General features: G+C 52.8%; 13 protein-coding genes. All 13 read right to left on the bottom strand.

Features of this window, described 5'->3' with window-relative positions:
• Positions 1-27: 27 nt before the first annotated feature.
• Complete coding sequence (locus tag V8L70_RS13535) at positions 28-1,179, bottom strand: MFS transporter (protein ID WP_101146486.1); 1,152 nt, start codon at positions 1,177-1,179, stop codon at positions 28-30.
• A complete protein-coding gene (gene arsJ, locus V8L70_RS13530) occupies positions 1,176-2,414 on the bottom strand; it encodes an organoarsenical effux MFS transporter ArsJ (RefSeq protein ID WP_101146485.1) in 1,239 nt (412 codons plus the stop codon). The genes V8L70_RS13535 and arsJ overlap by 4 nt, the downstream gene beginning before the upstream one ends.
• Positions 2,392-3,423 (bottom strand): ArsJ-associated glyceraldehyde-3-phosphate dehydrogenase, encoded by a 1,032-nt coding sequence (locus V8L70_RS13525; protein ID WP_336269647.1) that lies wholly within the window; start codon positions 3,421-3,423, stop codon positions 2,392-2,394. Before V8L70_RS13525 ends, arsJ begins: the two co-directional genes overlap by 23 nt.
• A 191-nt stretch (positions 3,424-3,614) precedes the next feature.
• The gene (gene pstB, locus V8L70_RS13520) at positions 3,615-4,454 is read right to left on the bottom strand and encodes a phosphate ABC transporter ATP-binding protein PstB (RefSeq protein ID WP_101147907.1); all 840 of its coding nucleotides are present in this window, start codon (positions 4,452-4,454) and stop codon (positions 3,615-3,617) included.
• 24 nt (positions 4,455-4,478) lie between these two features.
• Positions 4,479-5,645 carry a phosphate ABC transporter permease PstA gene (pstA, locus tag V8L70_RS13515; RefSeq protein WP_101147906.1) on the bottom strand — a complete coding sequence of 389 codons (1,167 nt, stop codon included), beginning with the start codon at positions 5,643-5,645 and terminating at the stop codon, positions 4,479-4,481.
• A gap of 18 nt (positions 5,646-5,663) precedes the next feature.
• Positions 5,664-6,914, bottom strand: a complete 1,251-nt coding sequence (gene pstC / locus V8L70_RS13510) for a phosphate ABC transporter permease subunit PstC (RefSeq protein WP_101147905.1) — start codon at positions 6,912-6,914, stop codon at positions 5,664-5,666.
• Between the two features lie 153 nt (positions 6,915-7,067).
• A complete protein-coding gene (locus tag V8L70_RS13505; RefSeq protein ID WP_101147904.1) occupies positions 7,068-8,081 on the bottom strand; it encodes a substrate-binding domain-containing protein in 1,014 nt (337 codons plus the stop codon).
• 127 nt (positions 8,082-8,208) lie between these two features.
• Entirely contained in the window at positions 8,209-8,940 is a 732-nt protein-coding gene (locus tag V8L70_RS13500; protein ID WP_336269644.1) for a sulfite exporter TauE/SafE family protein, read from the bottom strand.
• A 41-nt stretch (positions 8,941-8,981) separates the two neighbouring features.
• Positions 8,982-10,172, bottom strand: a complete 1,191-nt coding sequence (locus tag V8L70_RS13495; RefSeq protein ID WP_336269642.1) for a multidrug effflux MFS transporter — start codon at positions 10,170-10,172, stop codon at positions 8,982-8,984.
• Positions 10,173-10,356: 184 nt separating this feature from the next.
• The gene (locus tag V8L70_RS13490; RefSeq protein ID WP_336269639.1) at positions 10,357-10,875 is read right to left on the bottom strand and encodes an STAS domain-containing protein; all 519 of its coding nucleotides are present in this window, start codon (positions 10,873-10,875) and stop codon (positions 10,357-10,359) included.
• Positions 10,865-12,058, bottom strand: a complete 1,194-nt coding sequence (locus tag V8L70_RS13485) for a PP2C family protein-serine/threonine phosphatase (protein ID WP_336269669.1) — start codon at positions 12,056-12,058, stop codon at positions 10,865-10,867. The genes V8L70_RS13490 and V8L70_RS13485 overlap by 11 nt, the downstream gene beginning before the upstream one ends.
• An 8-nt stretch (positions 12,059-12,066) precedes the next feature.
• On the bottom strand, positions 12,067-12,906 hold the full coding sequence (locus V8L70_RS13480; protein ID WP_336269637.1) for an MlaA family lipoprotein: 840 nt from the start codon (positions 12,904-12,906) through the stop codon (positions 12,067-12,069).
• A 42-nt stretch (positions 12,907-12,948) separates the two neighbouring features.
• Positions 12,949-14,070, bottom strand: a complete 1,122-nt coding sequence (locus V8L70_RS13475; RefSeq protein WP_336269635.1) for a beta-ketoacyl-ACP synthase III — start codon at positions 14,068-14,070, stop codon at positions 12,949-12,951.
• Positions 14,071-14,173 lie beyond the last annotated feature (103 nt).

The raw sequence follows: 14,173 nt of genomic DNA, 5'->3' as shown, positions 1-14,173 counted from the left end.
TGGTGACTTAAAGGAGCCCCGGGAACGTCAGGTGCGACAACGAATCATTAGTAACGCCAACAGAGCGCTCACCATCAAGCCAGAGGTCAACCACAGAGCTCCAGCGCCGTATTGTTCTATCAATAGGCCAAACAGCAGCGGCGCAAACGCTTGCATGGCCCGCGCCGGGGCAATGATTAAACCCTGGCGACGGCCAAAACCCGCAGGACCAAACAGAGCCAACGGCAAGGTGCCAGACGCAATAGTCATCATGCCATTGCCAGCACCATGTAGCAGCGCAAAGCCCGCAGCGGGCATACCTAGCGTTGCCAGCAGCGCGGCACCTAGTGGATGGAGCGTTGTCGCCACACGCGCCGCCACCAGCGGGTGTAAGTGGCGTAATAAAGCGAACTCACCCAGCCGTGCAGCCACCTGGGCAGGCCCTACCAGCGCGGCAGCGGCCACGGCAACGGAGAGAGAGACACCGGTTTCTTGTAGTAGTCTAGGAAGATGAGCCGCCATCGCCGTCGACACAAACCATCCGGCTGCAAACACAAAAGCTAATAGCACTATGGCTAAGCGGGGCCGATCAGGCAGTGGAACAGGCTTTTCGTCTTTATGTTCCGTCTGGCTAGCCCCTGCTTTTGGCAAGAGTGCATTAAGCGGCAGCCCTATCACGATATGCAGCATGGCCCAAACACCGCAGGCGGTACGCCACCCAAACTCGTTTTCCAATAGCGCCGTCACCGGCCAGCCGATGGTGCTGGCAAACCCCGCTAGAAGCGTAACACCGGTAATGGAAGCTCGTGCGCTGCGCCCTAATAATCGCCCCAAGGTGGCAAAAGCGGCGTCGTATAAGCCCATCGCCATGCCTATACCAGTAATAAGCCAAGCGAGCATTAAGGTGAACACACCTTGAGACAGCGCCATTATGATTAGGCCAAGAGCCATGATACCGTTCGAGGCCATTAATACGCCTCGCCCACCGCGTATATCAATCCAACGGCCAACGCTGGGGCCAAGCATTGCAGTTAACAGCAAGGCCGCAGAGAATGCGGCAAACACCCAACTGGGCGGCACACCTAAATCGCGGGCCATGGGCACCGCTAAGATTGCAGGCAAGTAGTAGCTAGATGCCCAGGCCAGCGTTTGCGCGCTACCTAACGTTAGCGTTAAACCTAGCCTAGGCGAACGGATCATGCGGTTTGTCTAGGCAACGCTAGTGCCATCGCTGAACTTGCTGCCACTAAAGCAGCCGATACCCACAGACAGGCACTCAGCCCGTAAGCCATATACAGCCAGCCCGACAATAGCGTGCCGACTAAACGCCCCATGGCATTGGCCATATAGTAAAAGCCGACGTCCATCGAGACGCCGTCGGCGCGGGCAAAGTGAACAATCAAATAACTGTGCCAGCTGGAGTTAATCGCAAACAGCACCCCAAAGGCGAGTAAGCCAACAACTAACCAACCTACTTGTGCCAAAGGCAGCATCGCCAACAAAATTGCCAGCACCGCCAGCGCGGCCGCCCACCCGGCCGTCAGCAATCGAACATCGCCTTTAATTAGCCGGGTTAATTTTGGTGCCTGGGTCTGCACGCCGCCATAACCAATGACCCATATCGCCAACAGCCCGCCCACGGTCCAGTGGGTCCAGCCGTGCTGGTCGTATAGGAAAACCGGCAGTGCCACTACAAACCACACGTCCCGGGCTGCAAAAAGACAAAACCGCGCTGCGGAAAGCACGTTAATCGCTCGTGATTTTGAGAAAATCTCGGAGAACTTAGGCTTCACTTTCTGACGGCCAAGATCCGCCTTTAAACGCAGCAGCGAGAGCAGTAGCACACCAGCCAGGATCACGGCCATCACAAACACTGCAGCCTGGAAGCCAATCAACGTTAACAGCAGCCCGCCAACAAAAAAGCCCAACCCTTTTAGCGCGTTTTTAGAGCCAGTCAGCATGGCTACCCATCGGTAAAGCGAGCTGTTAGCGTTAGCGCTCTCTTTAGGAACCAGTACCTTAACGGCGCTTTTAGCGCTCATTTTGTTAAGGTCTTTGGCAATGCCCGACAGCGCCTGAGCGGCCATTACCCAGGTAACGGTTAGCAGGCTCGCGGGCACCATTAACATGACCAGGGCCACAATCTGCAAACCTAAGCCCACGTTCATGGTGCGATTAAGCCCGAGACGCGCGCCCAGCCAACCACCCACTAAATTGGTCACAACGCCAAAGGCTTCGTAGAACAAAAACAGCATTGCGATGGCTAACGGCGAATAGCCCAGTTGGTGGAAGTGCATCACCACCAGCATGCGAAGCGCGCCGTCTGTTATCGTAAACGCCCAGTAGTTGCCGGTAATCAGCATGTACTGGCGCACCTCGAAAGGTAGCGCCCTTACCCGCGCAAGCAATGAATCAGCCACGCTCCACCTGCTCATGCCCTACCATCAGGGATAGCTCAGCGGTTCGGTTCGCATAACCCCATTCGTTATCGTACCAAGCGTAGAGTTTTAGCTGCGTGCCGTTGACCACCATGGTAGACAGCGCATCGATAATGGAGCTGCGGGGGTCAGTGCGGTAATCGATCGACACCAACGGGCGCTCTTCATAGCCCAGAATGCCTGCTAGCGGGCCATCTGCTGCGACTTTTAATGCAGCGTTCACCTCGTCCACGGCGACTTCACGCTCAAGCTCAAACACCATATCGGTAAGCGAAGCATTCGTCAGCGGCACACGAATCGCATGGCCGTTTAACTTGCCTTCTAGCTCAGGAAAAATGGCGGTAATCGCTTTCGCTGAACCCGTTGTGGTGGGAATTAGACTCATGCCACAGGCACGCGCACGGCGAAGGTCTTTATGCGGGGCATCCAGAATCGTTTGAGTATTGGTAATGTCATGTATCGTGGTCATTGAGCCATGACGAATACCGAAGCTGTCCTGAATGACTTTGACCACTGGTGCCAAGCAGTTGGTGGTACAACTGGCAGCGGTAACGATCTTATGCTGCAAAGGATCAAAGAGATGATCGTTTACCCCCACGACAACATTGAGCACGCTCGCTTCTTTCATAGGCGCACTCACCACTACACGTCCAACGCCCTGGTCGAGGTACGCTTGAAGCTTTTCAGTGGTTTTCATTTTGCCTGAGCACTCGATGACTACATCGCAGCCGGACCAATCGCTATCGGCAATTGCTTTGTTGGCGCTAAAGGCAACGGATTTACCGTCGAAAACAATAGCGTCATCGGCGGCTGTAATGCCCTTCCCCGGAGACCAGTGGCCATGTACAGAATCAAATTCAAATAAGTGGGCAAAGGTTGCCGCATCGCCACCCGGATCATTAATGCGCACAAGCTCAACGTCACCCGTCGACACTTTTTGCCACAAAATTCTCAGCGTTAAGCGCCCAATACGTCCCAATCCATTGATACCAATTCGAAGTGCCATGGTGCCTCCTAGAATCGCTGCTTTTTGGTGTTTATTTGCAGATTTTTAGTTTCTTGGTTTTCTATTTTTAAAGCTGTTCATTTCTAAGCAGGATCTCGCTTATATACGCATAAACATATATGAGTGTATAAAAAAATACACATTAAAAACAGGCCCACCGGATGACGATGGGCCTGTTTGAACGACATTAATTAACCATAACGACCGGAAATATAGTCTTCGGTTTTTTTCTTAGCGGGGGTTGAGAACATCACTTTGGTGTCGTTGTACTCAATAATTTCTCCCAGGTGGAAGAACGCCGTATAGTCCGCTACCCGCGCTGCCTGCTGCATATTGTGGGTCACGGTGATAATGGTGAACTCTTCCTTTAGCTTATCCATCAAGTCTTCGATAGTCGCGGTCGAGATCGGGTCAAGCGCCGACGTTGGTTCGTCCATCAAGATCACATCAGGCTGAACGGCAATAGCGCGGGCGATACATAAGCGCTGCTGTTGGCCACCCGATAGCGAAGTACCAGGTTCTTGTAGCTTGTCTTTCACTTCGTTCCAAAGGCCAGCGCTACGCAACGCCTTTTCAACCAGCTCATCCTGCTCCGCTTTGCGGCTAACCAAATCGTGCATGCGCGGGGCGTAAGCAACATTTTCATAAATCGATTTAGGAAATGGATTCGGCTTTTGAAAGACCATCCCCACCCGGCGGCGCAGCGCTACTTCATCCATTTTGGGAGCATTTACATCCCGCCCATCCATCTCAACCAAACCTTCGGTACGCACGCTAGGAATCAAATCGTTCATGCGATTCAGACAGCGTAAGAAGGTCGATTTACCACACCCGGAAGGGCCAATTAGCGCCGTCACATTTTTCTGAAACAGATCAATATTAAGGTTATTCAACGCTTGGTTTTTGCCATACCACAGGTTCAAATCGCGAACCCGGATACTCAAATCGTGGCAGGCCTGATTGTTACGCGTGTAGGGCTGCCCAACCGCAGGTGCATGCTGGTCGTTCATTACAGGTGCTTGGCTATTCATAGTCATGTCCTCTATCGCGCTGGCCTACCAGCGACGCTCAAATTTCTTACGTAACACAACGGCGAAGGCGTTGAGTGAGATGAGTATGGTGAGTAGCACCAAAATACCGCCGGCCGTTTTCTCTACGAACGCCTGCTCAGGCTCACCTGACCAAGTAAATATTTGCGCAGGCATAACCGTGGCCGCGTTGGTAAACGATGCGCCGACATCCGGGATAAACGCCACCATCCCGACGATAATCAGCGGTGCTGTTTCACCCATCGCCTGAGCAAGCCCGATGATGGAGCCCGTCATAATGCCCGGCATTGCCAAGGGCAGAACGTGATCGCGTACCACTTGCCAGCGCGAACAACCCACCCCAAAGGCCGCATGGCGGATAGAGTCCGGCACGCTGCGCAGCGCTGTTCTGGTTGAGATAATAATCACCGGCAACGTCATCAGCGCTAGTGTCATACCACCGGCCAACGGCGACGAACGCGGCACCCCGAAGAAGTTGATAAAGATAGCCAGGCCTAGCAAACCAAACAGAATAGATGGGATAGCGGCCAAGTTATTGATGTTGATTTCAATCGCCTGGGTGAAGCGGTTATCTGGCGCAAACTCTTCCAAATAAACGGCTGTCATTACCCCGATAGGGAACGAAATTAATAGCGTCACGATCATGGTCATCACGGTGCCGACCACTGCCGAGAGAATACCTGCGTTCTCAGCTATTTTTGAATCCCCGGATCCAAAAAAGGTGCTATTGAAGCGAAGGTCAACCTGGCCCGCTTCGACACGCTCATCAAGCGCCGCTTGTTCTTCTTCACTCAGGCGGTGCCGGTGCCCCTTCAGATACTGGTCGACCTCACTGTTTGCCAACACCCATTGCGCTTCGCTGGTACCGATCATTTCGGGATTGTTGCGCAACTCCATAGGAATCACTCGCACCACCGTGCGACTGATTAATGGTAGCAGCTCTTGATCAAACGCCTGCCGCCCATCGCTTTGCGCTTCTTCGGTGTAACTAATCTCGGTCTGGATATACGCCTGCTGAAAGGCTGGTAAGCCTTTGCTTAACATATCGGCAAAAAACAGAATCAGAAACAGACCTGCCAAGCCCAATGATCCCATCGAGATCCATTTAAGGCGGGCAGACTTACGGTGACGCCGCTTAAGCTGCTGGCTGATTCCGTCAAAAGTATGGCTCATCGAAACAGTTCCTCAGCGTTACAGGTTATTCACGCGGTATTTTTCGCGGAAACGACGGATCATCAGGACGGACACCAGGTTCAGCGAGAGCGTTACCGCAAACAGCACCAACCCGAGGGCAAAGGCTGACAGCGTTTCAGCACTTGCAAACTCTTGGTCCCCGGTTAAAGCCGCCACAATACGCACGGTCACCGTGGTCATATCTTCCAGCGGATTAGCGGTGAGATTGGGCCGCATACCTGCTGCCATTACCACAATCATGGTTTCACCCAGCGCACGCGACATGCCTAAGAGCGCCGCTGAAATAATCCCCGGTAGAGCAGCAGGAATAACCACGTCTCGAATGGTTTCACCTTTGGTCATGCCTAATGCCAGCGACCCTTGGCGCATACTATCGGGCACCGAGTTGATCACATCGTCAGACAGTGACGAGATAAACGGGATGATCATAATACCCATCACGACACCTGGAGCGACGGCGTTGTTATAGGAAGCATCGAGCCCAAAAAAACCAGCGATGTTAACGATAATGGGCGCTACGGTAATTGCGGCAAAAAAGCCGTAAACCACGGTAGGAATACCCGCCAGAACTTCAAGCACGGGCTTGGCAATGGTGCGCACATTACGTGGCGCAAACTCAGACATGTAAATCGCGGAAAGCAGACCGATAGGAACAGCGACCAGCATGGCAATAGCAGTAATCATAAAGGTACCGGCAAACAGCGGTACCGAGCCAAACTCAGCCCCACTACCATCGCCACGTCCCGCTGACGCTAGAAAGCTCGCACCTGGGTTCCATGTGGTGCCTGTAATGAACTCCCAGAAGCTGTGCATTTGGAAAAAGCGCAGCGCCTCGGAGATAATCGAGAACAAAATGCCGAACGTAGTGAAAATGGAGATTAACGCTGCCCCGGCCAAAACCATGCGGATGACCCGCTCAATGGCCTGACGGGCGTGAAAATCAGGTTTTACATGGTTAAGGCTTACCATTAGCCCTATAGCTGCGACCACCAAACTTGACGCTAGCAAATAGAGCGTGGGGATATCAGCACCCATCAAAAGCAGCACAAAAGCCCCCAGCGCACTCACTACCACGGCTGGACCAGCGGTCGAGAGCACGGTGAACCAGGCGTATTGATCTGGCTGAGCAAACATAGCCGTGCCCGCACTGCGTAAACGGGTGGCTTTTGAACGGCCAGCAAAAAACGCCAGCAGCCCCAGCAGTAGTAACGCACCGCAAAAAATCAGAAGAAGCTGGTTAGTCTGCATCGAATTTCTCTCGCATTACTTAATGAAATCGTATTGGCGACTACTTTGGGGCACAAACATTACAGCAATGTGACAAACGCCAATATATCGCTGTCATAAAACGAAAGGCCGGCAGCTTTCGCTGCCGACCACTTTCATTTCTAACTTAACGACTTACTTAAGAACGTCTGCTGACATTGTAGTGCGATCTGCTACCGCTTGACGCCACTCTTCACGTTCGTCTTCCGGCAGTGCGATCAAGCCAATATCTTTCAAGTAACCATCTGAGCCAATCATCATCTCGCTCATAAACATGTCGACATATTCATACATCGGCGGTACTTCTTCAGCGTGCTGGTTCTTCACGTAGAACCAAAGTGAACGCGCGATAGGATAGTCTCCGGAACTGATTGCATCAGCTTCAGGCTCTACGCCGCCAATAGTGGCCGCGCTGATAGTATCGGTATTCTCTTCAAGGAAAGAGTAACCGAAAATACCAAAGGCACCGGTGTCTTCTGACAAGCGCTGAACGATCAGGTTATCGTTTTCACCAGCATCGATGTAAATACCGTCAGAACGGATATCGGTATAGCCTTCTTCGCCATAAATTTCCATTTCTGAAGAGGCGCTTTCCATGACCAGCTCTTCAAACGCATCACGCGTACCGGAAGTGGTTGGAGGTCCATAAATGGAGATTTCGCGGTCAGGCAGCGCGGAATCGATATCGCTCCAGTTGGTGTAGGGGTTATCGACTAACTCACCATCAACCGGCACCTGAGCGGCTACTGCCAGGAAAATTTGCTCAAGAGTGAAATCAACGCCATCGTTGGAGCTTGACTGGCCCAACACGATACCGTCAGAACCGATCTTAGCTTCGGTAATATCAGTCACGCCGTTCTCTTCACAACGCTCAAACTCAGCAACTTTCATGCGACGTGAAGCGTTGGTGATATCGGGCGTACCTTCGCCAATACCGTTACAGAACAGACGCAAACCACCGCCCGAACCGGTTGATTCAATAACAGGTGTCGGGTTGCCGGTAGTGGCACCGAACTCTTCAGTTACGTAGCTGGCAAACGGGTAAACGGTACTGGAGCCCACGATACGGATTTGATCACGGGCTTGGGCAACACCGGCAACGCTCATTACAGCAGCCGCGATAACGGTGGTTTTTAGAATACGGTTCATGCGAAAAACTCCTGTTCATGTAGGGATCTAACCTTCGCAAGGCATACCTTGCACTGGTTCCATGACAACTTCATGACAGTGAGTAATACGTGAAAGATTTTTCGCTACGCGGGGAATTCGCTTTCGCTTACAGCAGCAAACCCAATGCCGCCAAGGTACACAGCGCCAGCGAAGCGCCTTGCAGTAAACGTCTATCCAAGCGATGAGCAATGGCGTCCGCCACTGCGTTACCAACCAGTACCGCGGGGAGAAAGGTAAGGGCAACCTGAAAATGCCATAGCTGAATCTGGTTAGCGAAGGCGAGAGTAATAATGGTCAATAGTGAGGTCAAAATGAAAAAGGCCGCCAGGTTTCCCCGCACCTGATCAGCAGGCAAGCCGTGCATCAATATCACCATGGGCGGGCCCCCGATAGCCGCAACGGTGCCAAAGATCCCTGAAAGTACGCCAGCGCCGAATAGCGTTATTTGATTTACCGGCAGCTTAAATCGGCACAGCGTCACCAGCACAGCAAACAGCACGATGATGGCGATTAGCTTTTCTAACAGAAACATCGGCGCGGCGAGTAGCAGCCAAATTCCCAGCGCATTGCCAGGCAGGCGCCCTACTAACGCCATGCCAATGGAATCCAGGCGCACCTCGTGCCAATAGTGACGCACCATCATTAGCGAAACGGTAAAGCCAAACAGCACTAAAATGACCGGCACCAATCGTGGCTCAAGCATCAGCAGCAACGGTGCCCCGATAACGGCCAAACCGAAACCGGTCGCGCGCTGGACAAAGGCCCCCAGCAGTAACACGGCTGCACAGGCTAACCAGGTACTCATTGGCATATTGACCCAGGCCAACATGCTATCCATCGTTGTTATTCATCCCAACTGCTAATCCCTGTTATTCATTCCTATTGCTCATTTACAACGGGCGCCTTGGTTAGCTTGCGCACGCCGATATTCCCCAACAGAGCGGCGCCCAACATCGTCAGTACCATTGGCCAAAGGTGCTCCACTTCAAACAACCCAACCATTACCCCAGCGAGAGCACCACAGGTAAACTGGATGCCGCCTAACAGCGCTGTCGCAGTGGCACTGATATGACCAAAGTGATCTAAAAGCGCCGATATTGCGTTCGGAGTAATCAGCCCAATCATGCCGGTGAACAGCATAATCAGTGGCACAACGACCATGAGTGACGCGATATTTAACGCGGTGGCCAACACCAACCCTAGCGCCGCCACTAACTGTATAAGCAGCCCCAAGCGTAAATTCTGCTGTGGCGTGCGTTTGCGCAGCAGGTGAATATTGACGCGGTTGGAGAGCGCAATGACCAATACGTTGACACCAAACACGAGCGGATAGGTGCCGGGCGATAGACCAAAATAGTCGAGATAGAGAAACGGCGAAGCGGTCACAAATGCAAAAAGACCGGCAAAGGAAGCCGCTACGGCACAGATATACCCCATCCCTTCACGATGCTTGAGCACGCTGGCGTAATTGCGAATGACTTGGCGCGGTGACGCCGCAGGAAGCGACATATCACGGGTCTCAGGCAGGCGCGTGCCCAGCAGCCAGAGTAAAAAGCCTGCATAAACAGCCAAGAAAACGAAAATTAACCACCAACCGGCCACATGCAACAATAGGCTCCCCACGGCGGGCGCCACCAGCGGTGCCAACATCATAATCATCGCCATCGTCGACATCACTTTGGCGGCCTCTCGCCCGCTAAAGCAGTCGCGCACAATCGCTGCCGAGTTCACCACACAGGCACCGCCGCCCAATGCCTGCACAAATCGCCAGGCCAGCAGCGAGGAGAGACTATCGACCGTGGTGATCGCTAGACTTGCCAGCATAAACACCACTAGGCCGCCCAGTAGTACAGGCTTTCTACCCATACGATCTGATAATGGCCCAAAACATAGCTGGCCCAGCGCAAAGCCGAACAAGAACACGCTGATGGAAAGTTCAGTGCGGTGAATACTAGCGCCGATACTCTCGGCGATGATTCCCATCGCAGGTAAGTAGGCGTCGATCGCAAAGGGGGCAAGCGCCGTGTTGGCGGCAACTAACAACGCTACACGGCGGGGATTAAGATGCATGGGTCTCCTTACAGCGATAACGAACGCACGGAATAGATAGGCCGCTAATCATAGCTGATTTTAAGACACTTGTCGGGGCTAAACGCTATCGACACAGGACACAGCGCTACCGCAGTGGGTAATAACGATGGAGCGCCCACTGCGATAGCCCTGAGGTAGCCAGATCAAATTAAAGAGGGGGTGTTTAGTGGTGCGTGGCGGCGTCTTGGGACTCAAGCATGTCAACCAGCGGCTGAAACTGCTCGCGATTATGCTCGTTCATGTGCATCAAAATACGGTGGGCTTCGAGAATACGGTCACGCAGCCCCTCTTCGTCGGCAGGCTCTTCAGGTAACTCTTCGAGAGCATCGTTAAGCGTTGTTGCCTGCTGCAGAGGCGCTTCCATCAAGGTGAAAAAGCGCGCAAACCCCATCACGTTCAACATTTTTCGAACGTCATCATTATCGACAATAATGGTCGGGGACTGCTCTAAGCGCCCTTTTACTGCCATTGCGACCTTGGCCAAGAAACCCAGCGCGGTTGAGTCCACATTGGTAGCCTCACGCAGGTCAATCAGTACGGCACGCAGCCCCGGCGTCTCAGCAAGACGTTGGGCTTGGGTGTCCAGCGTAGCGCAGAGCGTTAAACGCACATCGCCACACAATTTCAAAACAAAAACACCAGAATCGAACGCCGCTTTAATGCGGCCTTCTTCACTCAGCATGACCAAATCCGCTCACCATCATGATTGTTAGATCATCGGGTAAAGCATCGCGTTCCTGGTTAGCATCGAATTCTGCATCCCCTTCTGCAAGGAGCGCATTCGTCTCTGCCAGCCGGTCGCGCAACTGCTCAAGCGTGACACTCTCGCTTACTAATTGCTCAAGCTCCTTGAGCCGCGTGTCGAGCGTTTTACCCGGCAAGCATTCCAATACACCGTCAGAGCAAAGCCATAAACGAAATTTGTTCGGCAACACACAACTAAGCGAAGGATACTCCACATCGGGGAAAAGGCCTACCGGCATTCCTTCGCCTTCAAGACGCCGTAACTCTCCTTCTGCTGCTAAAAGCGGCATAGGAAGCTGAGCGCCGAGCGAATAGTGCAGAGTATGCGCCTCATGGTCAATAACTCCGACAAATAAGGTGGCATGTTTGCCTATATCCGTACCCTGTAATTCGCGATTCATCGCCTTTAGCCAATCCGGCGGCAGATTTTCTGGCTGCTGGCCATCCCACTCATTCAGCCAACGATTGCATAAATATTTTAGCAGTACCGTGACAAAGGCTGACGACGCACCATGCCCCGACACATCGGCAAAATAGAAGGCGCTATAACGATCGTTATAACGTTGATAGTCTAGAAAATCACCGGATAAATAGAGAGAAGGTGCAAATACATAGTCGTAATACACCCCATTGATGACTTTAGGGCGTAACGGCAGTAAACGCCGCTGGATATGACCACCACTCTGCTGATCCATACGCAGTAGCGCCAAATGCGTTTCTAAGCTCTCATTTAACTCGGCAAGACGCTCGTGGTCACGCTCACGTTCCAAGGCCAAATCATTTAGCTCGATGGCTTTACGGATCATGCGCCGCAGCAGCTCGGCATGGCGTAAAGGGTGGACGATATAATCCACCAGCCCAACATCAATGGCTTTGATAAGGTCAGCATCCTGGCGCGAGTCACTTACAACCAGCGTTGGTAAGCGTCGCGTAAGCTGCGACCACTGCTGGCGAGGCACGGCTCTGGCGTGGGCCACAATCAGCGCCGTATCCGCAGGCAAGTGGTCGATGTCTTCAGCGGCAAAGACCCACATACCGTCGCAGGTAATCGCTTCGGCCAGCGCATCGCGCTCTCGACCCGGCTCGTCGATCACCGCGATCAACTGCTTAGAATGCTCCATCATAAGCCTCAATCGGCGCTATTTTCGCCACCAACGCCGTCGTCACCAGCGTCGCTATCTTCAAAGTCACTGTCATCAAAGTCGCTATCATCAAAGTCGAAGGTATCGCTGGCAAAGGGGTCATCGCCCAATTCTCCATCGCTCACCTCGAACTGGCGGCTCTGTAAGTAAGCGTCACGAATAAAGCGGTAGCGATCACCGCGAATCAACTCCTCCTGGTCGAGCAGCCCAGCACGGGTGTCAATCAGGTTGAGCGCTGTCAGGCTTATGCGAACAGTATCATCTTCTACGTAGGTCACCGGATACGCGGCTATGTCAGCAGGTAAGCCCGTGGTATCACGCAGCGTACTGGGACCCAAGAAAGGCAGCACCAAATAGCGTGAATCGTCCCAGCCCCATACCGCCAACGTTTGGCCAAAATCCTCTTTATCCGCGGTAATTTCCATCAACGTTGCGTAATCGAACAACCCGCCAATGCCCACGGTGGAGTTAATCAAAAAGCGCGAGGTAGCGAGGCCTGCATTCGCAGGCTTACCCTGCAGCACGCTATTTAGCGCGGTACGTACTTCGCCTAAATTGGAGAAAAAGTTACCGACACCTGTTTCAACCGGATCAGGGGTAATCGTGCGATAGCCTTTTGCCACCGGCTTAAGCGCGTAACGATCCAATACGTCGTTGAACGCAAACACTTTGCGGTTAAAGCCTTCCCATGGGTCGTCTGGGTTGGCGTTTTCTGCCATTTGCGTGCTGGCACAACCGCTGCTTGCTAATAACGCCACCAGCAGTAGCGGCAACCCTTTTGAGCGCCACGAAAGCGTTGTCTTGTCGTTACTTAACCACTGCCACATGACATTTTCCTTTTTTCCAATTCCGCTGCACGTTACAGAGACCTACACCCGACGGATGACGACACTGCCCGCGCTATAGCCAGCGCCAAACGAACAAATTACGCCTATATCGCCTTGATTGAACTGCTCACGATGAAGGTGAAAAGCAATAATGGAGCCCGCTGAGCTGGTGTTTGCATAGCGATCTAAAATGATCGGTGCCTGGGTTTCACTGGGGTCATACCCCAATACTTTACGAGCAATCAAATCATTCATATGCCGGTTAGCTTGGTGCAGCCACATGCGTTTAAGGTCGCTTCCGTTTAGCTCCAAGGACGCCAGATGATCGGTGATCAATTTGGCCACCATGGGGCAAACTTCTTTAAATACTCGCCGCCCTTCCTGCACGAACAGCTTATCCAAAGCCATCGGATCACTGTCCGTCACGCGATTTAAAAAACCTGCATTATTACGAATCGCGTTGGAAAATTTAGTGACCAAACGCGTACCGAGGATTTCAAACTGCTCATCAGCAACGGCAACAGCGCTATTTTCTAGTACCACAGCAGTACAAGCATCGCCGAAAATGAAGTGGCTGTCACGGTCTCGAAAATTTAGATGCGCTGAGCAAATCTCAGGATTAACCACCAGGGCGCGCTTAACGCTACCTGAGGCTATCGCGTTTGCCGCGATTTCCAAAGCAAACGTGGCTGAACTGCAGGCCACGTTCATATCAAACCCATAGCCAGCGGTACCCAGTGCTTGCTGCACTTCAACGGCCACGGCAGGATAGGCACGCTCTAGGTTTGAGCAGGCAACGATCACTAGCTCGACATCAGCGGCATCCACTTGAGCGGCGGCCAGTGCTTGGCGTGCCGCCTCAGTCGCCATCTCACACTGAAGTGAGGGCTCGTCGTTACTCCGCTGTGGCAGTTTAGGCCGCATACGCTGTGGGTCAAGGATACCTGACGCATCGAGCACATAGCGGCTCTTAATCCCAGACGCTTTTTCAATAAACTCGCTGCTTGAGTGCGCCAGCGGCTCTCGTTCTCCTCGCGCAATAGCCTCGGCGTGCTGCTCATTTTCACCATCTACCCAAGCATTAAATGCCGCCACCAGGGCCGCATTATCAATGGCGTGTTCCGGTGTATAGAGTCCTGTACCGGTAATCACCACATGTGTCATGCCAATCTCCTTTAAGCGGCTTGCCGACGTGGCTGGCCATTGATGGCTAGCGCATAACCTGCGACGAACCCATAACGTTACTGTGTGCGTAAAATAGCCCTTT

This window comes from Vreelandella arctica, assembly GCF_037070215.1.
GTDB lineage: Bacteria > Pseudomonadota > Gammaproteobacteria > Pseudomonadales > Halomonadaceae > Vreelandella > Vreelandella arctica.
The sequence above is the reverse complement of the archived record's forward strand: the minus strand, read 5'-3'. Positions and strand labels throughout refer to the sequence as shown.